The organism is Amycolatopsis sp. NBC_00355 (assembly GCF_036104975.1).
Classification (GTDB): domain Bacteria; phylum Actinomycetota; class Actinomycetes; order Mycobacteriales; family Pseudonocardiaceae; genus Amycolatopsis.
Window position 1 is genome coordinate 1,504,950 of record NZ_CP107982.1, and the last position, 21,669, is coordinate 1,526,618.

Genomic DNA, 21,669 nt, shown 5'->3' on the forward strand with positions numbered 1-21,669 from the left:
GTTCCGACAATTGTCCGACCGCGACGAGGCGGATCAAAACAAACCGAAGAGGAATAAGAAAAATGATCACTGACAAGAATGCCGACCACGGTTCCCGGCGCGCGGAGTCCGGGAGGTCGCGCGGATGTCCGGCGGGCAGATAGCGAGAACCCGGCGCGGTCTCGTCGACCTCAGGTCGGTCGCACTGGTCGCGGTGGCGGCCGACGGACTGCTCACAGTCGCCTCCTTTTCCCTGCTGCTGGCCGTTTCTCTCGCCCAAGCACTGACCATTCTCGCCGGAGTCGTCGTCAGCCTCCGGCGGGCCGGCACCAAGCTCGACGGCATCCTGCGCGAGGAACTGGGGTCCGGACGGCGGCTGGCGACCGGTACCCGGGTGGTGGTCGCGGCCGGCAGGCACACGGGCAAGCAGGGTGAGGTCGTCGACGACAAACCGGTACCGGGCCCGGGATACGTGCGGGTGCGGTTGTCCGAAGTGGACGTGGAAACCCTCTCCCGGGACTGGCTCGCGGTGCGCGACTGACCCGCCGACCACGGAAGAACGCTGGGTGTCACCGGTTTTCGCGGTGACACCCAGCTTCGTTCGGTGGCCCGCGCGAGCGCGGGCCGCCGGGGTTTCCGGACCATCGGACGCGCAGGGCGCGTTCCCCCGGTCGTGGCCCGCCGAGCACGACCGGGGGAACGCGGGTATCCGTGTCGGGCGGTCAGCCCCGGCGACGCCGGCGAGCCGGCCGCACCAGCAGCAGCAGCCCGCCACCGACCAGCGCGAGCATCGCGCAGATCGCCAGCAGCCCGCCGACGTCCGAACCCGTGGTGGGCAACGAACCCCCGGACCCCTTGCCGGCGGCCGCGGTGGCCGCCGCCGGCGAACCGGTCGTCGTCACCACCGCGACCGCCGACGACGAGGTCGTGCTCGGCTGAGCACCGGTGGCGCTGGTGGGCGGCGAGGTCGTGACGCTGGTGTCGTCGGTCGGCGGCGTCGGGGGCGTCGACGTCACCGGGTCGGCCCCGGTGGTGCGGTTCAGCGTGAAGGTCGCGTCGACCTTGCTGCCCGCCGGATCCGTCCCCGTGACGTCGCTGACGAACTTGATCGACCCCGCGGTGACGTCGGCGGTCTTCACCGTGTAGCTCGGCTCGCACGTGACGGTTTCCCCCGGCGCCAGCGGAGTCGTCGGCAGGGCGCAGTCGAGCGTGGCGCCGTTCGCCGTGGCGGCCGGCACCAGCCCGGCCACCGGGACGTTGCCGCTGTTGGTGACCGAAATCTCCAGGAGGGGCGTGTCACCGGTGTTCGTCAGGCCGTCGAAGTTGTTGTCGCCCGGCGCGGTGACCTTGATCAGGGTGGACAGCTGCGCCGACTGTTCGAGGTCGACGGTCTTCGTGTCGGTCCCGCTGACCGCGTTGCCGGTCGGCGGTTTGCCGCTCACGACGATCGTGTTCGCGACCTTCCCCTCGCTGATGTCGTCGGTGGTGATCGTGTAGTCGGCCGTGCACGTGCTGGTGGCCGCCGGATCGAGAGCGGTCTGCTCGCAGGTGAAGGTGATCTCCGCGGCCGGGGCGGGGGCCTGCGTGTCCTTTGTGGTCAGCTGGGAAAGGCTGACCGTGCCCGTGTTGGTGACCAGCACCGAGTAGTGGATGACGTCGCCGTCCGCGGGTTTGCGGGTGGTCGGTGTGCTGCTCACCGCCGACAACGCGGCCGTGAGACCGGCGGCACCGGTGAGCGCCACCTGGTCGTCCGGGTTCTGCTGCTGCAGCCCGGTTCCGCCGGCGTCACTGGCCTGGCCGGTCGCGGTGAACCGGACGGAACCGAGGTTCATGTCGGACTGGGTGACCGTGTAGGTGGCGACGCACTCCACGGACGCGCCGGTGTCCAGGGTCGTGGTGGACTTGACGCAGCCGGGCAGGGCCGCCACCGAGATGGACGCGTCCCGGAGCGGGGCCGTGCCGTTGTTGGTCAGCCTGGCGGTGAAGGTGATGGTGTCACCGGCGTCGACCTTCTGGTCCGGTTGCGCGTCGGTGGGGCCGACGTGCGTCAGGGTGGCGAGGAAGCTCTTGTTCTGCGCCAGGGTGATCGGCACGAGCTGCGGCGTGGCCGACGCCTCGGCGGCCGCGGCGCTGGCCGTCGCGGTGATCGAGCCGGCTTTGACGTCGTCCGGGGTGACCGTGTAGTTGCCGGTCGTGCAGGTCACTTTCGCGCCCGGAGCGGCGTTCGTGGCCGCCGCCGGACAGATGAGCGGCACCTCGGCCGGCCCACCGGCGACCGGCTTGGCGACGGGCACCTTCACGGTGTTGACGACCTTGGTCAGGCTGGTGTTGCCCGAGTTGGTCGCGGTGAGGGTGAAGTTCACGGTGCTCCCGGCGACGAACCCGCCACTGGGTGTGGCCGACACCGTCACGGGGTCCAGGGTCAGGGCCGGAGCCGGGACGATTTCCGTGGAGGTCTGGTTGCTCGGAATCGCCACGGTGATCGGGTCGGGCACCTTGGTGGTCACCCGGGCGGTGATCCGACCGCCGACGAACGCGTGGCTGTCGATCTCGGTCTGGGTGATCGCCCTGGTGTAGGTGCACTGGAGCGTTTCGCCGTCCGATCCACCGTAGGTGTCCGGCGGTCCCAGGTCGGTGGGCAGCGTGGCCGGCGCCGTGGTGGTGCCGCTGATCTTCGTGCAGCCCGTCGCCACCCACCCCTGCGGGAGGTCGAAGTCGATCGCCCCGGGGGTCGTTTCGCCGATGTTCTGCGCCGTGACCGTGTAGCTGATCTTGTCCTGCGCCTTGGGCGCGGCCTCCGGGCCGGTCGCGGTGAGGGTGACGCTCGCGGCCGTCCGGCTGTAGGTCACGGTGCTGGAATTGCTGCCCGTGGCCTGGAAGGCCGGGCTCGTCGAGCCGAATTCGAGTGCCACGTAGGAAGAAGCGCCGCCACCGCCGCTACCGCCACTGGCCACCGGAGAGTATCCGCCGGCGGAGCCGCCGGCGCACCCACCGCCGCCACCGCCACCGGGGATGTTGGCGTTCACGCGCTCGGCGTCGGATCCGTTCCCCTGCGAGCCGGCGGTGCACATGCCGCCGCCGCTGCCGGCGGGTCCGGGATTGCTGCCCCCGACGCTGCCGCTCTGACCACCGTTCGGTCCCCCGGCGTTACCACCCCGCCCGCCGTAGGAGAAGCCGTTGAAGAGTCCCGCTCCCCCGCCGCCACCGGCCTCGATCAGGACTTCTCCGGTGTCCTTGTCGACCACGGCGCTGCTTCCCCCGCCGTAGCCGGAACCGTCGACGCCGGAGCCACCCCGGTGGCAGCCCGCCATCCCGTTGGCCTTGATGAAGACCAGCTGGGTGTTGGCCGGCAGCGCCAGCGTGGCGGTGACCGTCGCTCCGTACCCTCCGCCGTTCGCTTCGTTGTCCCCGACGTTGCCGGTGTTCTGCGAGCCGTTGGCTCCGACGACGACGAACTGGATCGCCTTGTCGCGTTCCAGCACCTTGTACGACTCCGACGGGGCGGGCGCGCCGCTGTCGCAGGTGCGGATGGTGTGTGCCACCGGCACCACCTGCTGCCGGGGAGCCGGGGTTCCCACCGTGCACACGGCGTAGGCGACCGCCAGCACGCCGAACAACACGACCGACTTGCCCCCCGCTGTCCGCAACCGGAATCTTCGGGTGCCTGTCACGCTCTTGTGCTCGGCCAACACGACCTCCTCGGGGAACCTGCGGCGAACTCCCGCATGGTGATCCGCACGGATCGTCCACAACGTACGTTCGCGGCCGCTCGCTGCGGTCTTCGGCGAGGCACCCGCCCGGGCAGCGGCGGCTGCGCGTTGGGGCAGCCGGGGCGGGGCTTCAGCCGATCCGCACCGTCGCGTTCGTGGTGAGGAACTGCCCGGTGCCCTGCTTGAGCGGCTTCGTGTCCGTCTTGGGGACGCCCGGGACCGGGACCGGGTTGGTGGCGGGCGTCGCCACCTTGAAGACCACCGGGAACGGCCCGCCCTTGAGCAGCAGCACGAGCCCGTTCCGGGCGAGCAGGGTGAAGTGGCTCGGGGGCAGCAGGATCGAGAACGTACCCGTGCCCGGGACGAGGAACGGGGGCTCGGTGTAGGGCACCGGCACCTTGAGCTCGTCGGGCAGCTCGTCGCCCCGCAGGCAGGCGAGCTTGCCGATCGCGGTGACCGCCGTGCTCGAACCGCGCAGCGCGACCGGCTTCGCGACCGCCGGGACGACGGTCGGCGCCACCATCGTGATCTGCAGCAGATCACCGGTGCGCAGCAGGAAATCTCCCATGGCCGAGTCACCTCCGGACAGACGGGTCTGCCACGCTACGCGCCGGAAACCGCAGGCTGCGTGCCCGGACGGGCACGCTTTCACCCGGCCGGGCCGGGATACATGACGTGGCGCACGCGGGGGAATTCGATCTCCGGCCGGACAAGGAGGTCCGAAGTGGAGCGTCGAGGCAATGCGCCGCCGGCGGACGGTTCCCCGGTGCGCCAGAAGGTGATCCGGGACCTGCGAGCGAAGACGGCCTTCGCCCCCGCCGAGATCACGGCGGTTCCTCGGCACGGTCGCCCGGGCCCGTGGCCTGGTCCCGATCGCGGTGATCCGGTTCGCCGTGCCGGCGTCCCACGGGCTGCTGCCGCTCGCGGGCCGGTCGCCGGAACTCGCCCGGCCGTGGGGCGGGCGGCACTTCGTCCTGCTCGGCGGCTACACGGCGACCGGCGGTGGCACTCAGCCGAGGCCCGCACCCGAGTCATGCCGGCCGCGCCGGGGCTCGGGCCCGCGCCGGGCCGGGGCTGACGCCGGGGTGTGGATGAGCCACTGGGCGACGCCGTAGGTGAGCATCACCGCCAGATCCGCCGGCCGGGACCATGCCGGGGGCAGGACGAACCGGCGCAGGCCGATCAGCGCGTCCGACAGCATGAACACCCCGGCTCCGGTGGCCGCCCGCCCCGCACCGGGCCCGCGCAGGCCGGCCGCGGTGACCGCCATGGCCGCGATGGCCAGCGCGTACCCCCGGACCGGACCGGCCAGCGCACCCGCCGCCCGGCCGAAGAACCACGCTCCACCCACCCCGGCGGCGGTGATCGGCACCGCGCGGCGCAGCGGCGGCCGGCCGGCCCGGGCGGCGAAGGACGCGGCGTAGCCGGCGTGCGCCACGGCGAACGCCGCCACCCCGGCCCGGAAGTGCCGGTCGGTGCTCCCGAGCAACGCGAGGTCTCCTATCCAGGAGCACGCCAGGCCGACGGCGAGCCCGGCATCCGGCGGCGGTGCGGCCGCCGCCAGAGCCGGGACGAGCAGGGACTTGGTCAGCCGCCGCGGTCCGGCCGACCCGGTGAACGCGGCCACCGCGTCCGCCGTCACGCACACGGGGAACGCCCGCCGAGCGAACGCGCGCAGCCGCTTCACGACCGGGCCCCGACCGCGTCCAGCTGCAGCCTCGCCACCCGCGCGGTGTAGAGCAGCCAGGTGCCGATCACCGCGGTGCTCGCGCCGGCCAGCACCAGCAGGTGCGCGGCCCGGCACAACGCCCGGGGACCGACCTCGGCCGCGCACAGGTGGGCGAACAACGCCCGCGCCGTCAGGGACAGCGGTGTGTCCCCCGCGGCCGACGGCAAGGCGGGCGGCTCGGTCCCGACCGGGGTGGCGTCCCGGTCGCGGCCGGGCCGGAGGGTGTCGCACGCCGCGGTACTGGCCGCCAGCAGCGGCTCGCGCCAGCCGCCGACGTCGACCGTCGACACCACGAACCGGGTCGCCTCGCCGAGCACGACGCGGCGGGCCTCCGGCGCGTGGTCGAGCCCGGCCAGGCCCTGGGCCTCGTAGCCGAACAACGCCACCAGGTAGAGGTCGCCCCGCCACTGGTCGAGGAACTGCACCACCGCGCCCAGGAACTCGGACGTCGGCCGGTCGTCGTGGGGCGGTCCATACCAGAGGCCGAGCTCGAAGGCCTGGCTCGGCAGCAGCTGGCTCGGCCGCGCCTCGGCTGTCCCGGTGGCCACCACCGCGAGCGGCCGTCCAGACTCCCCGAACAGGTGAAACCCCACCTCCGGCGACCAGCACCAGGCCACCCAGCCGAGCGGCGACGGACTCGCGGCCTCGGGCAGGTTCCCGCAGACGGTGCAGCGGCGATCGGGCGGTGGCGCGTCGAGCGATACCAAGAGATCAGGCCTTTCCAGTGCGTCGAGGTGAGCGGAACCGGCACTGGACTGATGGGGGGCCGCGGGAAAACGTTGGGGCGGTGACCGTGCGTGTGGCCTCGCTCACGCCCGCTGATCCGCAGGACGCCGACGGCGGAAAGTTGGTGCCGCGTGGGAACTTTCACACCGGCCGCACGCGAGGCATGTACTCCACTGGACGTCGGTGCGAGCGGTTAACATCCGCCGGGATCTGCCGACCGGGCGAGGAGTGGAACGATGGCCGTACCCGCCGACACCACGACGCTGCTGGCCGAGCGGGCGCGTGGTGGTGATCCGGCCGCGCTGGACCAGCTGCTGCGCGAGGTGTGGCCGGACGTGCTGCGCGGGTGCAGCCGGTTCCTCTCCCACGTCGAAGACGCCGAAGAAGCGGCCCAGGACGTGCTGCTGATCGTCGCCAAGCGCATCGGCAGCTTCGAAGGGCGCAGTTCCTTCCGGACGTGGGTGCACGCGGTGATGGCCAACAGCTGCCGCCAGAAGTACCGGGCCCTGCAGCGCCGCGCGGCCGAGCAGGCCCCGCTCGAGCGCCACGACCAGGTGCCGGACCCGCGCCGGACGAGCCTGACCGCGGGTTCCCGGGTCGACCTGCTCGACGCGCTCGACCAGCTCGAGCGACGGACCCGCAACCTCGCCCAGGCCCTGGTGCTGCGGGACTTCTGCGGACTGGAGTACCGCGAGATCGCCCGCTACCTGAACGTCCCGGTGAGCACCGTGCGTTCCCGCATCCACGACGCCCGCGTCATCATGCGCACCCTGCTGCGGGAGGAGCGCACGGCCGACACCGCTCACCCGGTGGCCGGCCCGGCCACGACGTCGCCGGGCCGTTCACGGGCGTGAGCGCGAACGGCCACGTAGCAGGCGTTGATCTCGTCGATGATCGACGCGTACCGCTCGGCCCAGCCGGTGGTCGTCACGAGGAACGTCGCCAGTCCGGTACCGAGCGTTTCCCCGAGGGCCAGGTCGAGCTCGTCCAGCCGTCGTCGGCGGATCCGGGCCCGGGGGCCCGGCCGCGGCACCCGCACTCCGCCGCCGGCGCGCACGAGGAACCCGGTGGCGTGCTCGGCGAGCTTCGATCGCAACCGGGCTTCCGCGCCGACGACGATGATCGACCGCACCGCGCGGGCCCGTCCGCCCTCCCCGCCGGGTGGGCGGGGCCAGGCCCCGAACTCGTGCACCGCCGGACCGAGCAGCACGGTGACCCGGCACAGCTGCTCGAACGTCACCGAGGCCAGCCCGTGCAGGACGGCGAGCGTGCCGAGCATCGATTCGGCCGTGGCGTCCCGGCCGGCGGTGTCCGATGCGGACCCGGGAGGACGCGCGGCCAGTTCGCCGCGGCCCCGTTCGTAGGCTCCGACCAGGGCGGCGATGTCGTCGTCGTGCAGGGACGGCACCCACCGGCCGGCGAGCAGCGGCGGGAACGGTGGTCTCTCCTCGGCCATGCTGCCGAGCATCCGCGCGCTGGCGGCCCGGCCCTCACCCGAAGAGGAATCCGGCCGGGCAGCGGCCCGGTTCGCGTGGTGGGTGCCCGATCGCGCAGTACGCGGGGACGACGCCCGAGCGAAGATGCGGGACGAACTGACCACCGGCGGGACGGGGGCACCACCATGACGCTGGACATCCACTACGAATGGCGCAAAACCACCGAGTACGACGTGGGCTTCACCATTGTCGCGCCGGAGATCCACCTCGGCGAGGTCCCGTTCGACGAGGACTGCGTCGTGTTCTGTTTCACGCCCAAAGTGTTCACCTCCTCCCTGCGGTGCTGGGCGAAGGTCGCCTACACCGACGACAAGGAACCGTTCAACAACACCGCGTCGGTCCTGCTGCCGGAAAACGGGGACGAGCGCAAGTACATCTCTTTCTCGGCCTTCGGCTGGGCGGACGAGCAGTGCCGGGTCCCGATCGGACGGTGCAAGTACGAGGTCTGGCTGGAGGGTTCGGGCAGCGCGACCGTGCAGGTCTTCGTCTGAGCGGACGGGCAACCGGGTGCTGACTCTGCACACGACGATCCTCGGCGATGACGGGTTTGCACAGTGCCACCCGGCAGCACGGGAATTAGCATTCGCCGCGAGACCGGGTCCCGGTCCACCACCAGTCGGCACCGCCGCACCGGTCAGGCACTGGAGCTTCTGGAGTCAACATGAACCGCATCCCCGTTGTCGTCCGCGGAACCGATTCGATGTCCCGGATGGGCGTGTCGGCCACCTTGCGCTACGAGGTGGAGATCCAGCTCCTCACCGACTTCACCGAGCCCGAGGACGGGGTCGCCGTCGTCATCGGCGACACCCTCGACGAAGAACTGCTCCAGGTGCTGAGAAGCCTGCGGACCGAAGGGTGCCGGAGAGTGGTCCTGGTCATCCGCGCGCTCGCGGACGAGGAGATGCTGGAGGCGATCGAGCTCGGGGTAACCGTGCTCGTCTGGCGGTCCGAGGTGTCCGCGCCGAAGATGGTGCACGCCATCCAGCGCGCGTCGATCGGCGAGCCGGACCTGCCGCCCGACCTGCTCAACCGGTTCCTCTCCCACGTCGCGCGCGCCCAGCGGGACGGGACGACGCACACCGCGTTCCCGGCCGGGCTGGGCGAACGCGAGGTCGCCGTGCTCCGGCTGGTCGCCGACGGCCTCGACACCAAGGAGATCGCCGATCTGCTCAGCTACTCCGAGCGCACGATCAAGAACATCCTGCACGACATCACGAACCGCTTCCACCTGCGCAACCGCTCGCACGCCGTCGCCTACGCGATGCGGGAAGGCTGGATGTAGGCCGTGCTCGCGGGCCGGGCGAAGGGTCCGGCCACCGCGTCCAGCACCCGCCGCGAACCCAGGAGGTCGCCGAGGACCTCCGCGGCTGCCTCGATCGCGGCGAGCAGCTGCGCGTAGTCCGCCAGCCACCTCCCCAGCAGCTCGTCGAACAGCGCCAGCTCCCGGCCGGTGCTGGTGAGCAGGGCCACGACGACCTCGGCCAGCCGCGCCAGCACGTCGAGGACGGCGGTTTCCCCGGTGGCCGCGCGGACCGGGGTCGCGCGGGTCAGGGCGTTCCACTCGCCGGCGATGAGGATGTACTGGCTGACGGCGAGTTCGGCGGTCACCGCGAACCGGGTGTAGCCCCCGGCCCGCCGCAGCGCCCGGCACGTGTGGCCGAGCGCGACGAACGCGGCCTGGTCCACCGGCACGGACGGCAGGGCGCGCCCGTCCGGTACAGCGATCAGCGACGCCAGCGCGGCCCGCCCTTCGTCGAGCCACAGCGCGCCCAGGTCCCGCAGGGCCGGGACCACCCGGCACCTCAGGTGATCGAGCCGGCCGGCGCCCTCCAGCACGGCGATCCGAAGCTCCATCAGCGTCCCGCTCATCCGGTTCAGCGCCGCCCGCTCGTCCCCGCCGGCCGTCGCGACGCGCAGCCAGACCTCACTCCCCCGCCGGTATTCCGCCAGCAGCTCCCGCGGATCCGCCGTACCATGGGCCCAGTCCGCCCAGCGCGTGAACGCCAGCGGCGCGTGCACGCGGTCGCGCGGCACACGGCCGGGTTCCGCCGGAAGCGGTGGGGCAGCAAGGACTTCATGCGCGCGCTCAGCGGTCGCCGTGGCTTCCATCGGCCCAGCATGCGCCGGTGCCGCGGCGGGGTTACGCCCGTCCGGGCAACCGGGCGGGCAGGCGCGCTGCCCGATCGGGCAGCCGGCGCGCACCGGACCGGGGAAACCGCCCCCGTCGATGGTCATGAGCTTCCTCCTCCGGGGCCGTCACCGCCGCGGGCGTCCGTGCCTTCGCGCACCGGACGCGGCGCGCAGCGGCGTCCATTTCGGACCGAGCGGAAAGCGTTTCCAGCGTAACGCGGCGGACACCGGCCGCAGCGGCCCGAACAGGCACAGCGCCGTGCAAGCCGTCCGGGCAGGGCGCCGGCCTATCTCACGGTCCACCCGGCTCTCGAAGATCCGGCACAGCGCGCGGCACCCACGCCCGAAACGCCGGCGAAGTCTTCGGCGACTTCCCACAGGATGCGCACCACCCGGTGCCGGGCCGCGACCAGGGCGGACGGGACCGGGTGTCGAGGTAGCGCTCAAGCCCGGCGTTCTGGGCCCCGAGAGCCCGGTCGTGGCGGCGGCCGAGCGCGAGCAGCCGGCACTCCTCTACGAGCACGGAGCACCGCTCACTCGCGCGGCGCAGGTCGCCGAGCCGCGTTCGCCGATGCACCGGTCCGCCCCGAACCCGTGGTGCCGCCGGACGGCGTCGGCGTGCTCCACCGCCGTGCGTGGTACCTGCGGACCGACTCCACGAGCGCCGCCTCGAGACGTTCGAGGGCGAGGAAGAAGGCCGCCTCGACGAGCACGAGGTGGCGCTCACTCGCGGAAACCGGGACGGGGCTCAGCCGGTGAAGTTCGGCGGTGCGGACGACCGCTGCTGGATCAGCACGCCGGCCCGCGCGGCCACCGTGCCGGCGAGGTCCTGGGCGATCAGCTCGAGCGGACCGCTCGCGCTGTGCGGGAGCAGCAGGTACGCGACGGCGAACCCGCCCTGCGCGTCGGTCGTGACCGGCACGGGCGGCCCCAGCCCGGTGAGGGTCATCGCGGTCGACACGGGCAGGCCGGCCGCGGTGACCGTGACCACCCGGCCGGGCTTGCTGACCGCCGGCGTGACCGTGAGCGAGGGCACCACGCCGGACCCGGTGAGCAGGACCTCGGTGGTGGCACCAGTGCTGTCGGTGATCTCGGCCGTGGCCGGGCGCACGCCCCCGGCCCGCGGGGTGTGCGTGAACTCCACGGTGCACGTGGCGAAGGTGACGAGGGTCGAGCCGGTGCACCCGTCGGCGCCGATCGCGTAGTCCTCCGGGAAGGCGTCCGCCCCCGGGGCCGCGGGAGGCAGCGCCACGGCGGTCACCACCAGCGGGGCGCCACCGCGGTTGATCAGCACGACCGGTCTCGGCGCGCTCGTGGTGAGCAGCCGGCCGGCCCCGAAGTCGGTCGTCCCCGACGTCACCTCGATCCGCCCCGGCCCGGGCGGAGGTGCCGCACCGCCCAGCCCGACCAGGGGAATCGTCGTGCTCGCCTGGCCGTCGGCGGACGGCACGACCAGGGACGCGGACCGGGTCCCGGTCGCTGTCGGTGTGAAGGTCACGGTGAGCGCGCACTCGTCGCCCTCGTACAGGGTGCTGCCCGTGCACGTCTGCCCCGCGCCGACGGCGAAGTCCGCCGCGGCCGGTCCGGTGACGGCGACCGGGCCGACCGGGAGCGGGCCGAAGCCGGACCGGCCGACGTCGAGGGTCGCGCTGGAGCTCTGCCCGGGTGGGGTCGTCGGGAAGGAGGTCCCGGCCGAGGCGAACTGCGGCGTGAACCGGTGCTGGAAGACGTCGGTGCTGTTGTTGGTGTCGGCGGCGACGAGGTCGGTCGCCGCCGACGCGAACGCGACCACCGAGCCGTCCGCGGACACGGCCGGGGTGGTGCTGGACCGGTTGCCGCCGCAGCCGTCGGCGCCGGAGCACGACGTCGTCGTGGCCGAGACCAGGCCGGCGGGCAGGCGCGGGGTGGCCGCGGCCTCGCGCGCCAGGTCGGCCGTGACGTCGCGCGCGACGACCTGGCACACCATCAGCGCCTGCGGGCCGGTGAGGCAGGTGACGCCCGCGGTGTCGGCGCCGTCGTGCATCCCGGTGGCGGCCGTGACGAACGCGACGTAGCGGCCGTCGGTGCTCAGCGCCGGGTTCGCCCCGTCCCCGGCCGCGCCGTCGGTCCGCCGGGAGACCACAGTGGACGTGAAGGGTTCACCGGGCGCCCCCGGGGCCCGTGCGCCGTCGGAGTCGGGATCGCGGTCGAGGACGACCACCTGCGGGTCGGCGGCGGGCGAGGGCTGGTACTGGAACGCGACCCGGCCGCCGTCGCCCGACACCGCCGGCGCGGTCAGCGTGACCGTGGGCCCGGTCGCCGGGTCGCCGTAGGTCGCGCCGGACGGCGTCAGGTCGAGCCGGTCCGAACGGCCCGCGGCGAAGTCGTAGCCGATGACCTCGGGGACCGTCGTGACTACGGGCTGGGTCACGGACACGACCGTCGCGTAGACGAGGTAGTCGGCGTGCCGGTCGAGCACGGGGTGCGTGGTGTTCTGGTGCTGCGCCGCGGCCGGCGGGACGGCGATCACGTCGGCGGCGGACGGCGGCTGGAGCCGGCCCTGGGCGTCCTTGGTCAGCCGGGTGACCGACACCGTGTCGGTCGTGGTGTCGACCCAGGCCACCGAACTGCCGTCGGCGGAGAGGAACGGGTGCGCCGACGGGTGGGTGCCGTCGCCGACGTAGGTGCAGTAGGTCTCGCGCACCGGGTTCTGCGTGGCCGGCGCCGGCGGCGCGACGGTGTCGTCGAAGACGCCGTCGGCGTTCATGTCGCGGTCGCACACGTACGAGTTGGTACCGCCCGCCGGGATGGCCTGGTCGACGTTGACCGCAGCGTCGGCGGTGGCCAGCGCGACGTACCGCCCGTCGGCGCTGACCGACGGTTCGGCGCTGTTCGCCAGGAACGCCGACTGCCCGCTCTGCCCGGCCGGCGGGAAGGTGCCCAGCGGGGTGGTGTGGGCCACGCCGATCAGCCGGGCCGCGCCGGTGACCCGGTCGGTCGCGTAGACGTCCGCCTGGGTCGGCGGAGAGGTGTCCACCGGGTCGACGTTGGCCGTCGTCAGCTGGACCGTGTACCGGCCGTCCGCGCTGATCGCCGGGGCCGAGCTCGTCCCGTTCCACTGCTGCGGCTGGCTGCCACCGGTCGAACTCCGGGCGGTGACGCCGTTCGGCACGGCGTCGGCGGGAGCGGCGAGCACGACCGCCGTCACGAGCACGGCGACCAGCCCGCAGGCGACCGTTGTGCGGCCGGGCACGCGTGGATGACGGGGCACGCTTCGCAGCCTCCCGTGCTCGCCCGGCCCGTCCCGGCCGGGACAGGGCAACCGTTGACGCAGTTCTCCTGCCCGATCGGGCAGGAGCGGGCACCGGAGGGTGTCGTGCCGCCCGGTTGGATCCCGTGGCGGCGGCATCCGTTGGGGCACAAGCACGATTGGTGTCCGGCGTCACAACCGGCCTGGTGAGCGGGCCCCCGCCCCGACCGGGGTAGCCGATCGGCCTGGTTAGTGTGGCGCCGACGAGGAGGTGCCGATGGTTCCCGGGAGTTCGGGGTACGCCCTGGGTCTTCGCCGGTTCCGGGCGCCGCGGCTCATCGGTACCGGCGCTTTCGCGTCCGTGTGGCAGGTCCACGACGACGTGCTGGACCACGACGTCGCGGTCAAGGTGCTGGCGGAGAACTGGGCCTGGCGTTCGGATGTGCGGGCCCGGTTCGTCGACGAGGCGGCGATCCTCGGGCGGATCGACTCCCGGCACGTCGTGCGCGTGCTCGACTCGGGCGAGTTCGACGACGGCCGCCCGTTCCTCGTGATGGAACTGGCCGCGGGCACCCTGGAGGACCGGATCGGCCGGGAACCGCAGGACCCGGCGACGACCGCGGATCTCATGACCCAGATCTGCGCCGGCGTGACGGCGCTGCACGAAGCCGGTGTGCTGCACCGCGACCTCAAGCCCGGCAACATCCTCTTCCGCCCGGGCGAGCCTGCCGAAGCGGTGGTGGCGGACCTCGGCCTGGCCAAGACGTTGAGCCGGGCCTCCGGGCTGACGATCGTGGCCGGGTCACCGGGCTACATGTCCCCGGAACAGAGCGAGCCCGGTGCGAGCCTGGACGTCCGGTCCGATGTGTACAGCCTGGGTGCTCTGGCCTACCGGCTGTTCACCGGCACCGATCCGGCACCATCCGGCCGGGTGGTGCCGATGGCCGCTGTACTACCGGGGATCGCCCGGCCGGCCGCGGACGCGGTGGCCCGGGCGATGCGCACCGATCCCCGGCACCGGTTCGCCGGCTCCGCGGAGTTCGCGCACGCGTTGCGCGCGGCGCTCTCGCGACCGGCGGCGGCCACCTGGACGGCCCGCCGGATCGCCGCGGCCGCGGCGGTCGCGGTCGTCGTCGTGGTCCCGCTGCGCGCCGACGCGCCGACGCCGTCCGGGTACACCGAGGTGTCGGACCCGGCCGGGCAGGTGGTCGTGCCCAGCCCGGCCGGGTGGAGCGCCCAGGTGCGGACGTCGGGCTGGGACCCCGGCCGGGCCGGGCTGCCGGGCGGGTGGGCGCCGGCGGTGGAAGCCGCCCCGGACCTGGCCGGCCGGCGGGATCCGGATTCGGCCGCGCCGGGCCTGTTCGCCGGGCGGGTGCCCGGCGCCGACGCCACCCCGTGGCTGCTGACCCGCCGCCACGACCGCTGTGCCCACCGGGAAACCGCACCGGTGGACCACCCCGGTCTGCGAGGCACGGTCGTCCGCTGGTCCGGGTACGGTCCCGCGGGGTACCGGATCGACGAAGCCGTGGTGTCCCGCAGCGACCGGAGCGGACAGTTCTTCGTGCAGGTCAAGGGCGGCCGCCCGGAGACGGCCGACGTGGTGCTGGCCGGCCTGGGCCGGTCGTGACGCCCACGGGCGGCTCTTCGCGCCCCTCTGACGAAAGGGCCCTGAACCGCGGTGCGCCCCTGCGCGTGCGGCTCAGACGAACTCGATCGTGTCGTGCTGGCCGATGGCGCGGAACGCCGCGGCCAGGTCCTTTTCGTAGCTGCCGAGCATCCGCGTGACCTCCCAGTAGCCACCGCGGTCCAGCCAGCGGCCGCGCTTGGCCGCGCGCCGGGTGATGCGCCCCAGGGAGAGCCCGGCCGGGACCGCGTCGGCCACGACCGAAGCCGACTGCACCAGGCACCAGATCGGCAGGAGATCGCGGGGCTCCCCCGACATCAGCACGACCTTCCCGAACTGGACGTAGAGGCATTCCCCGCCGGGGGCCGAAATCGACTGCAGCACCGGTTTGTTGAGCGTCGTGGCGTCCTGTTTCCCGACCGCCGCCGCGAGGACGAACTTCACCTCGTCGGCCGACACGGTGGTCGCCGCCAGCTCGACGTGGGGCCGGGACAGGAGCGTGCGGTTCGACTTCCCCCGCTCCAGCGCCCGGCGGACCTGCAGCTCGCGCTCTTCCGGGGTGGGCTCCGGAAAACCCGCGGCGGCGATCGGCTGGATGGTCTCGGCCCAGCTGCCGCCGAACGACCAGCTGCGGCCCTCGGCCATCAGCCGGATCTCCACCTTCTGCCGGACCGGATCCCCCTCCGGCCGCGAGGAGTCCGTGGCGAACCTAGCCAGCTCCGCGCACTCCCCGATGAACGCGGTCTTGATCTGCCGCAGGTACTCCTCCGCCGCCTGGTGGAGCGCCAGTACCCAGTCGCCGAACAGGTCCTGCTCGACGAGCAGCAGCCACGCCAGCGTGCCGAAACCGCCGTACTCCTCCAGTTGGGCCTCGAGTTCCCGCTTCGCGTCGTCGAGGTCGTCGTCGCCCCGGGCGCTCAGCTCCTCCCAGAGGGCGGCCAGCACGCCCGGGTCGAGGGGGCGCACCTGGTCGACCTCGAGCAGCGCGCCCCGCAGCCGGTCCTTCAGCGGGTGGCTCAGCTCCCGCGCCGTCGCCACCGGGAACATCGCCTCGTCCCACGGTGGCGGGATGACCTCGTACACCCTGGTCAGCAGGTCGACCACGTCCGCGAAATCGCTGACCGCGTAGAGCAGCAGGCTCGCGTCGGTCACGCTGTTCGTGACGCGGTGGTACTCACACCAGCCGGCGAAGATCCGCTCCCACTGGGTGCCCGCCGCGAACACGAGCTCGTCGAACGTCTCGAGCGACAGCGGCGCCGACCGGATCAGCCGCACGTCCCCTTTTTCGTACCAGGTGACCATCGTCGTCTCCTCCCCGGTCGCGCGCGCTCTACCCGGCGGTACCGGAGAAGTAGACCGCCGGGGTGCAGAGCTTCCCGGTGTTCTGGCAGCTGACCGCGATCACCACCGGCGTGCCCGACGGGAACACTATCGGCTGCACGAAGTGGTAGTCCATGTCCCGGAAGTTCTGCAGGCCGAAGCTGAACAGCACCGCGTTCCCGCGCCGGATCTGCAGCAGCCCGACGTCGCCCGACGGGTTCTCCAGGACGAGGTCCCGCACGTTCACCGTGCGCCTCGCCGGGTCGAAGTAGGTCGCGATCGTGTACGCGCCGACCGCGGCGGGCGGTGCGGACGCCTGGATGCGGAAGTCGGTGGACGCCTGGGCGGGCGCGGCGGCCGTCGTGGCCCCCACCGGGGCGGGCGCGGTGTTCGCGGCCGCGCTCGGCACGGTGTTCACCTGGGCCGGGTTCGGCTGTTGCTGCTGGGTCGCCGCCGGTGTTGTCGTGGGCGCGATCAGGGTGGCGCTCGGGGCCGCGGAGCTGCTGGGGCCGGCTTCGTCGGCGTGCGCGGCCTGTTCCGCCTGGCTCGCCTTGGCCGCCGCTTCCGACACCTGGGACGACAGTGCCGCGTTCTGCTCGGCCGCGGCGGTGCGGGCGGTGGAGGCGAGGACGGGCTTGAAGAGCGTGAACCACAGGACGGTGAGCACGACGGCGGCCGTGACCAGCAGGGCCACCAACGGAATCAGCCACTTCGGGATCATCGCGTCCTGCACGAGCGCGCTGTCCACGGTGATCGGGTCCGCGCCCTGCGGAAGTACGTCGACCTGGTAGGGCAGGGTCTTGGTCGCCCCACGCAGGAACCGCTTGTGCGGCCGCAGTTTCAGCAGCACCACCGTCGCGGTGCCGGGTGCGGTGCGGACCGCCGGGGTCGGCGTCCGGCCGGCCAGCTGGTCTTCCGGGTCCACGATCCGCACCTCGGCGGGCACGTCGTGGTTGCCCTTGTTGTCGATCACCAGCTGCTGCCGGCCGGTCCGCGCGCCGCGGGCCGTCCGGGGCACCAGCTCGACCTCGATCTCGGTGTACTCCTCGACGAGGACGGTGCCCTCGTGCACCGTCGACCCTTCGGTGTCCTCCGAGGACATCACCCGCACCGCGAACGGCACCTCGCCGGCGAGGACGTCCGAGGACTTCGGCGGCGAGAACGTGATGGTGGCCGCTTCGCTCTCGCCGGGGAACACGCTCACCGAGGCGGGACTGACCGTGACCCAGTCGGTGGCGTCGCCGACGACGTCGAGGAGGAACCGGTCCACCACCTGGCCGTCGTTGTGCACCTCGATGTCACAGGTGACGCTGTCGCCCGGGGCGACCGACACCTGTTCGTCGGGCAGCGATGTAGTGGCTCCCATGCGCCAAGCCTTTCAGAACCGCGCACCGGTCCCGGTGGGTCGGGAGCTACCTGATCGGGCAGGACCACTGCCCGATCGGCGCGCGCCGATCCCGTCCGGTACTCGGTCGGATGGTCGGTCGGACGTTCACTGTTCGACGAAGAACTCGATTTCCGACAACCGGACCTCGGTGCCGCGGATCGCCCGGTAGGGCGTCTGCAGGTGGATTTCCGCTCCGGTGATCCCCTGGCCGTTCTTGAACGACACGTTCTGCTCGTCCGGCTGGTCGGTGAGGGTGATGTCCTCGGTCTTCCCGGTGGAATACACCACGTGCAGCACCCGGACCCGGTCCTGGGCCTGGAAGTTGTCCGGGGAGCCGTTGCGGATGATCGCCTTGGCGAGGTCGACCGGGTGGTCGAAGGTCACCTCCAGCGTCGGGTCGGGGATCGTGGTGGCCGCGGCCCAGTACGTGTTGGTGAAGCCGTCGGTGGCGTCGATCCCCTCGTGCCCGGCGACCTCGCTGGTGGCGATCACCTGGACCGGGCGGACCGGGTCGTACTGCGCGGTGAACAGGCCGACGAGCGACTGCTTGGCGGCGTCGGCGCGGCTGTCGACCGCCTGCCGGAACGGCAGCACCAGGCCGTAGAGGAGGCCGAGCAGGACCATGACGATCGCGACCGGCACCCGCACGACCTTGATGACGCCGACCAGTGAGAACCCGCGCTTCTTCTTGACGCCGTCGCGGCCCGGCCGCTCCCCCGCTTTCAGCACGCGGTTCGACCGCCGGTAGCGCAGGGCGTGCCACCAGCGCTTCTTCGCCACCTCCGCGGTGACCAGTGAGGTGCCGCAGCGGCTGCAGAACTTCCGCGTCCGCACGTTACCTTCGCCGCACTCGCCGCAGACCAGGTCGCCGGGCTCGAGCCGGCGCGTCGGCTTGGTCTTGGTGATCACCGCGGCCTGCTTGACCTTCTCCTGCGGCGCGACGGCCCCGGGTTGGGTCCCGGCCGGCTGGGCCGTCGCGGTCGCGGCCACGAGCACCGGGGACTCGTCCGGGTCGCCGTCGTCGCCCGGAGGCAGCGGAGCGACGAGCGCCGCGGCCGACGCCACGGGCGGCCGCCGCACCGGCGGCGGGCCGAACGGCTTCGACAGCCCGCTCAGGACCGGGGGCCGGGGCAGGGCCGCGGTCCCGAAACCGGCGTCCTCGTCTTCGCTGTCCTCGTCGTCGTCCTCGTCGTCGTCCTCACTGTCGTCGTCGAGAGGAGGCAGCTTCGGCAAACCGCCAAGGCGCGGCGGCCCCTCGTCCTCATCGTCGTCGTCGAGGGACGGCAGCTTCGGCAGGCCACCCAGACCCGGCGGCCTCGGCAACCCACCGAGCCGCGGCGGCCCATCGTCCTCGTCCTCGTCGTCGAGGGACGGCAGCTTCGGCAAACCACCCAGACCCGGCGGCTTGGGCAGGCCAGCCAGGCCCGGCGGCTTGGGCAGCCCGCCGAGCCCGGGTGGTTTCGGCGGTCCCCCGAGACCGGGCAGCTGGGGCAGCCCGCCGAGGCCGGGTGGTTTCGGCGGGCCGCCCAGGCCGGGCGGCTTCGGCAGGCCGGCGGCTCCCCCAGCGGCCGCACCCGGCGCACCGGGACGGCCGCCGGGGCCGCCCAGGCCGCCGCCGAGCCCCGGCTTGGCCGGCCGCTCCACCGCGTCGCGCTCGCCGACGTCGAGGTAGAGGACCGACTGGATCTTCGACATCAGCCCCTGCTTCGGCTTGCCGGCCTCCTCTTCGGCGGCCGCGAGCACCTCGGCGTCGACCTTCCGCTCGACCTTCTCGCCGGTCCATTCGAGGAAGGTCCCGCACGAACCGCAGAAAGAGTCGGAATCGACGTTCTTGAAACCACACTTACGACAGACGATCATCCTGGGTCACCTCCAGCGTGTGCGGGACGTGGGCGGGTTTCGCGGCGGAGATGACGTCGTCCAGCGAGCGCCGCAGGGCGCTGGACGGCCGGCCGACGGCGACCTCGACGCGCAGGTGGGTGCGCGGTGCGGGGATGGCCCCGGTCGGCACCCGCGACCACGTGACACCCCCGGTGTCTTCGATCTCGACGCGCCCGCCGGTGACGATCTCCAGGTGGTCGCGCAGACCGGACACCGTGCCGCGGCTGGAATGCAGCGACACGGCCGAAGCGATGACCGACCGCCGCCGCACGGCGGGCCAGTTCTCCTCCGGGTCCACCCCGACCCACATCGCCAGCCACTCGACGAAGTCGGCCGGCGCCACCATCGGATCGATGTAGGCGTGCAGGCAGTCCAGCACGGACAGCACCGGCGCGAGTACCTCGTCGAGGCCTCCGGTGAAGGCCATCGCGAACTCGTCCTCCTGGTACACCGCCGGCAGGAAGCTTCCGAGCGGATGGGGGTTCGGGATCCCGGGTACCGTGCCGCGCATCAGTTCTGCTCCACTCTGACCTGGTGTTCGTAGGAGAAGACGAGGCTGGTCGCCTCCAGTTCGAGCCGGCTGGTCGCGCCTCCGCGTTCGCCGGTCAGCGGGTTGGCGCCGAACAGGCGGACCTGCTCCACCATTTCCACCCCCCGGATGCGCTGGAGCACGCCGTAGACCTCGCCCTCGTGCACCGCGCGGCCGAAGGGCCAGCCGCGCCCGTCCGGGCCGCCGCTCAGCGGGTTGAAGAACCCGTACAGCGCGGTCAACGCCTCGTCGTGCACCCGGTCGACGTCGATGCCGTGGCGGGCGGCCACCGTGGCCACCACCGTCACGCCGCGGTAGAGCGGTGGCTCGATCCGGATGCGCGTGCCGATCACACGCGCGGTGTCCAGCCGGCTGCTGATCGCGCGCAGGCTCGACTCCTGCGGCAGCAGCTGCTCGAAGGTGATCCGGCCGTCCCGCTGCGCCGCGGCGGGGACGACCAGGACCTTCACCGTGTTGGTGGTTTCCTGCTCGCCCACCGGGACGCAGCGGACGCGGGCGATCTCCGGCGCCGCGTCCCGGGTCAGGACCTCGTAGTCCTCGGCGGTCACCGCGCGGTTGCGGGTGCGGAGCATGATCGGCCCACGCAGCCGAGCCTGCTCGAGGGTCTCCCCCTCCACCCCGCCTTGGGCGGCCCGGCGGTTCTCCACGCGGGTGACGAACGGGATCGACGTGTGCAGGGTGCTGATCGCGCCCTTCCCGACGTTGCCGCGGGTACCGCCGCCGGTGAGGTACTGGCGCAGCCGCACCATCGCGTACTGCTCGGGCACGGCGCCGTGCTGCTGCAGCTCACCGCCCGGGGTGCGGACCGCGGGACCGAACTCGACGATGCCGTTGACGGCGTCGAGCACGAAGTGCCGGTCTTCGGGCCCGCTGTCGGCGAAGTGCTCGACGCGGTCCCAGTCCTGCCAGCCGTCGTCGGTGCTGACCTGCACCATGGCGCCTTCGAGCGGTTCGAGCACCGGCCTGCTCCGCGCGGTGAACTGCTGCCCCGCAACACCTTCGGACTCACCGAGCAGCTCCGCCTCGACCACCTCGGCGTGCACGCCCGACGTCGTCGCGCCGACGGTGCAGGCGCCGAGCCCCTCGATGATCGGCGACGCGCTGTAGCGCGCGCTGCCGGGGACCGGCTCCACGAGCCGGGCCCGCAGCCAGCCGGCGCGTTCGCCGCCGAGGATCGCGGCTTCGTGACCCGGCGGCACGTGGAGGACGATGGCGCCGGGGCGGTTCAGGCCGCCGGTCTCGTCGCGGCTCAGCTCGCACGCCGTCCACTCGGTACCGTCCCAGGACTCCCAGACCAGCGGCGGGTTCTCCGGGTCGACGCCGATGCCTTCCACCCGGCACCCGACGTCGAGCTGCACCGCGCAGCCCGGCACCGCCTCGCTCAGGCCCACCAGCAGGGCGTCGCCGATTTCCGGCGGGTCCCCGAACGCGCCGAACCCGGTGCCGCGCTTGAGGGAGTCGGTGTGGCCGGTGGTTTCGCCGCCGGCCGGGTGCGTCAGCACGTGGGCCACCGAACACGGGACGATGACCGCTTCGGCGACGGTCGCGAACTGGATGGACTCCTCGTTCTCCGCCCGCGGGGTCCCGGCGCGGGTCCCGCTGCCGATGACGACCGGGTTCGCGGTGGGCGCCGAGAGCCAGAAGGTCAGCGGGGCGCGCGCGGGCACCGGGGGCAGCAGCCGCAGGCCGATCATCTCCAGGAACTTGAGGTAGAGCCGGTCGGGCACGCGGTTCACCCGGAACAGCAGCTGGTCGACCATGAACGCGAACGTCTCGATCAGCGTGACGCCGGGGTCGGACACGTTGTGGTCCGTCCACTCCGGAGCGCGGCGCATCACCATCCGCTTGGCGTCGTCGACGAGATCCTGGAACCGGCGATCGTCCAGGTTGGGCACCGGAAGCGCCATG

At 72.8% G+C, this 21,669-nt stretch carries 17 protein-coding genes; 5 read left to right on the forward strand and 12 right to left on the reverse strand.

Going from position 1 to position 21,669, the window contains the following annotated elements:
* Positions 1-124 precede the first annotated feature (124 nt).
* On the forward strand, positions 125-520 hold the full coding sequence (locus OHS18_RS05905) for a hypothetical protein (RefSeq protein WP_328455270.1): 396 nt from the start codon (positions 125-127) through the stop codon (positions 518-520).
* A gap of 181 nt (positions 521-701) precedes the next feature.
* On the opposite strand, the gene OHS18_RS05910 is transcribed toward OHS18_RS05905, so the two are convergent.
* The 4 genes from OHS18_RS05910 to OHS18_RS05925 form a co-directional block, all read right to left on the reverse strand.
* Positions 702-3,626 (reverse strand): DUF7507 domain-containing protein, encoded by a 2,925-nt coding sequence (locus OHS18_RS05910; RefSeq protein ID WP_328616235.1) that lies wholly within the window; start codon positions 3,624-3,626, stop codon positions 702-704.
* Positions 3,627-3,819: 193 nt separating this feature from the next.
* Positions 3,820-4,257 (reverse strand): hypothetical protein, encoded by a 438-nt coding sequence (locus OHS18_RS05915; RefSeq protein WP_328616236.1) that lies wholly within the window; start codon positions 4,255-4,257, stop codon positions 3,820-3,822.
* Between the two features lie 441 nt (positions 4,258-4,698).
* A complete protein-coding gene (locus OHS18_RS05920; protein ID WP_328616237.1) occupies positions 4,699-5,376 on the reverse strand; it encodes a lysoplasmalogenase in 678 nt (225 codons plus the stop codon).
* Entirely contained in the window at positions 5,373-5,966 is a 594-nt protein-coding gene (locus OHS18_RS05925; protein WP_328455262.1) for a hypothetical protein, read from the reverse strand. The genes OHS18_RS05920 and OHS18_RS05925 overlap by 4 nt, the downstream gene beginning before the upstream one ends.
* 414 nt (positions 5,967-6,380) lie before the next feature.
* Between OHS18_RS05925 and OHS18_RS05930 the strand changes: the two genes are divergently transcribed.
* Positions 6,381-6,998 carry an RNA polymerase sigma factor gene (locus tag OHS18_RS05930; RefSeq protein WP_328616238.1) on the forward strand — a complete coding sequence of 206 codons (618 nt, stop codon included), beginning with the start codon at positions 6,381-6,383 and terminating at the stop codon, positions 6,996-6,998.
* Here OHS18_RS05930 and OHS18_RS05935 read toward each other — a convergent pair.
* The gene (locus OHS18_RS05935; RefSeq protein WP_328616239.1) at positions 6,947-7,600 is read right to left on the reverse strand and encodes a hypothetical protein; all 654 of its coding nucleotides are present in this window, start codon (positions 7,598-7,600) and stop codon (positions 6,947-6,949) included. The two genes, OHS18_RS05930 and OHS18_RS05935, sit on opposite strands and share 52 nt — an antisense overlap.
* A gap of 165 nt (positions 7,601-7,765) precedes the next feature.
* Between OHS18_RS05935 and OHS18_RS05940 the strand changes: the two genes are divergently transcribed.
* Positions 7,766-8,131: a hypothetical protein gene (locus tag OHS18_RS05940; protein ID WP_328616240.1), complete on the forward strand. Its 366-nt coding sequence runs from the start codon at positions 7,766-7,768 to the stop codon at positions 8,129-8,131.
* A 170-nt stretch (positions 8,132-8,301) separates the two neighbouring features.
* A complete protein-coding gene (locus OHS18_RS05945; protein ID WP_328455255.1) occupies positions 8,302-8,922 on the forward strand; it encodes a helix-turn-helix transcriptional regulator in 621 nt (206 codons plus the stop codon).
* Here the strand turns inward: OHS18_RS05945 and OHS18_RS05950 are convergent.
* A complete protein-coding gene (locus OHS18_RS05950; RefSeq protein WP_328616241.1) occupies positions 8,895-9,674 on the reverse strand; it encodes a hypothetical protein in 780 nt (259 codons plus the stop codon). The genes OHS18_RS05945 and OHS18_RS05950 overlap by 28 nt on opposite strands.
* Before the next feature lie 844 nt (positions 9,675-10,518).
* Complete coding sequence (locus tag OHS18_RS05955; RefSeq protein ID WP_328616242.1) at positions 10,519-13,002, reverse strand: choice-of-anchor D domain-containing protein; 2,484 nt, start codon at positions 13,000-13,002, stop codon at positions 10,519-10,521.
* Between the two features lie 274 nt (positions 13,003-13,276).
* Between OHS18_RS05955 and OHS18_RS05960 the strand changes: the two genes are divergently transcribed.
* On the forward strand, positions 13,277-14,626 hold the full coding sequence (locus OHS18_RS05960) for a serine/threonine-protein kinase (protein WP_328616243.1): 1,350 nt from the start codon (positions 13,277-13,279) through the stop codon (positions 14,624-14,626).
* A gap of 72 nt (positions 14,627-14,698) precedes the next feature.
* On the opposite strand, the gene OHS18_RS05965 is transcribed toward OHS18_RS05960, so the two are convergent.
* The 5 genes from OHS18_RS05965 to OHS18_RS05985 form a co-directional block, all read right to left on the reverse strand.
* Entirely contained in the window at positions 14,699-15,925 is a 1,227-nt protein-coding gene (locus OHS18_RS05965) for a hypothetical protein (RefSeq protein ID WP_328616244.1), read from the reverse strand.
* A 28-nt stretch (positions 15,926-15,953) separates the two neighbouring features.
* Positions 15,954-17,309: a COG1470 family protein gene (locus OHS18_RS05970; RefSeq protein WP_328616245.1), complete on the reverse strand. Its 1,356-nt coding sequence runs from the start codon at positions 17,307-17,309 to the stop codon at positions 15,954-15,956.
* A 126-nt stretch (positions 17,310-17,435) separates the two neighbouring features.
* Complete coding sequence (locus OHS18_RS05975; protein WP_328616246.1) at positions 17,436-19,190, reverse strand: NADase-type glycan-binding domain-containing protein; 1,755 nt, start codon at positions 19,188-19,190, stop codon at positions 17,436-17,438.
* Positions 19,174-19,722 (reverse strand): phage tail protein I, encoded by a 549-nt coding sequence (locus OHS18_RS05980; RefSeq protein WP_328455241.1) that lies wholly within the window; start codon positions 19,720-19,722, stop codon positions 19,174-19,176. Before OHS18_RS05980 ends, OHS18_RS05975 begins: the two co-directional genes overlap by 17 nt.
* The gene (locus OHS18_RS05985; RefSeq protein WP_328616247.1) at positions 19,722-21,668 is read right to left on the reverse strand and encodes a putative baseplate assembly protein; all 1,947 of its coding nucleotides are present in this window, start codon (positions 21,666-21,668) and stop codon (positions 19,722-19,724) included. The genes OHS18_RS05980 and OHS18_RS05985 overlap by 1 nt, the downstream gene beginning before the upstream one ends.
* Between the last annotated feature and the right edge of the window lies 1 nt (position 21,669).

Coding starts and splice junctions, on each gene's coding strand:
- OHS18_RS05980 (WP_328455241.1), bottom strand. CDS start 19,722: ATGCGCGGCACGGTACCCGGGATCCCGAACCCCCATCCGCTCGGAAGC.
- OHS18_RS05945 (WP_328455255.1), top strand. CDS start 8,302: ATGAACCGCATCCCCGTTGTCGTCCGCGGAACCGATTCGATGTCCCGG.
- OHS18_RS05965 (WP_328616244.1), bottom strand. CDS start 15,925: ATGGTCACCTGGTACGAAAAAGGGGACGTGCGGCTGATCCGGTCGGCG.
- OHS18_RS05975 (WP_328616246.1), bottom strand. CDS start 19,190: ATGATCGTCTGTCGTAAGTGTGGTTTCAAGAACGTCGATTCCGACTCT.
- OHS18_RS05935 (WP_328616239.1), bottom strand. CDS start 7,600: ATGGCCGAGGAGAGACCACCGTTCCCGCCGCTGCTCGCCGGCCGGTGG.
- OHS18_RS05985 (WP_328616247.1), bottom strand. CDS start 21,668: ATGGCGCTTCCGGTGCCCAACCTGGACGATCGCCGGTTCCAGGATCTC.
- OHS18_RS05930 (WP_328616238.1), top strand. CDS start 6,381: ATGGCCGTACCCGCCGACACCACGACGCTGCTGGCCGAGCGGGCGCGT.
- OHS18_RS05915 (WP_328616236.1), bottom strand. CDS start 4,257: ATGGGAGATTTCCTGCTGCGCACCGGTGATCTGCTGCAGATCACGATG.
- OHS18_RS05960 (WP_328616243.1), top strand. CDS start 13,277: ATGGTTCCCGGGAGTTCGGGGTACGCCCTGGGTCTTCGCCGGTTCCGG.
- OHS18_RS05905 (WP_328455270.1), top strand. CDS start 125: ATGTCCGGCGGGCAGATAGCGAGAACCCGGCGCGGTCTCGTCGACCTC.
- OHS18_RS05970 (WP_328616245.1), bottom strand. CDS start 17,309: ATGGGAGCCACTACATCGCTGCCCGACGAACAGGTGTCGGTCGCCCCG.
- OHS18_RS05940 (WP_328616240.1), top strand. CDS start 7,766: ATGACGCTGGACATCCACTACGAATGGCGCAAAACCACCGAGTACGAC.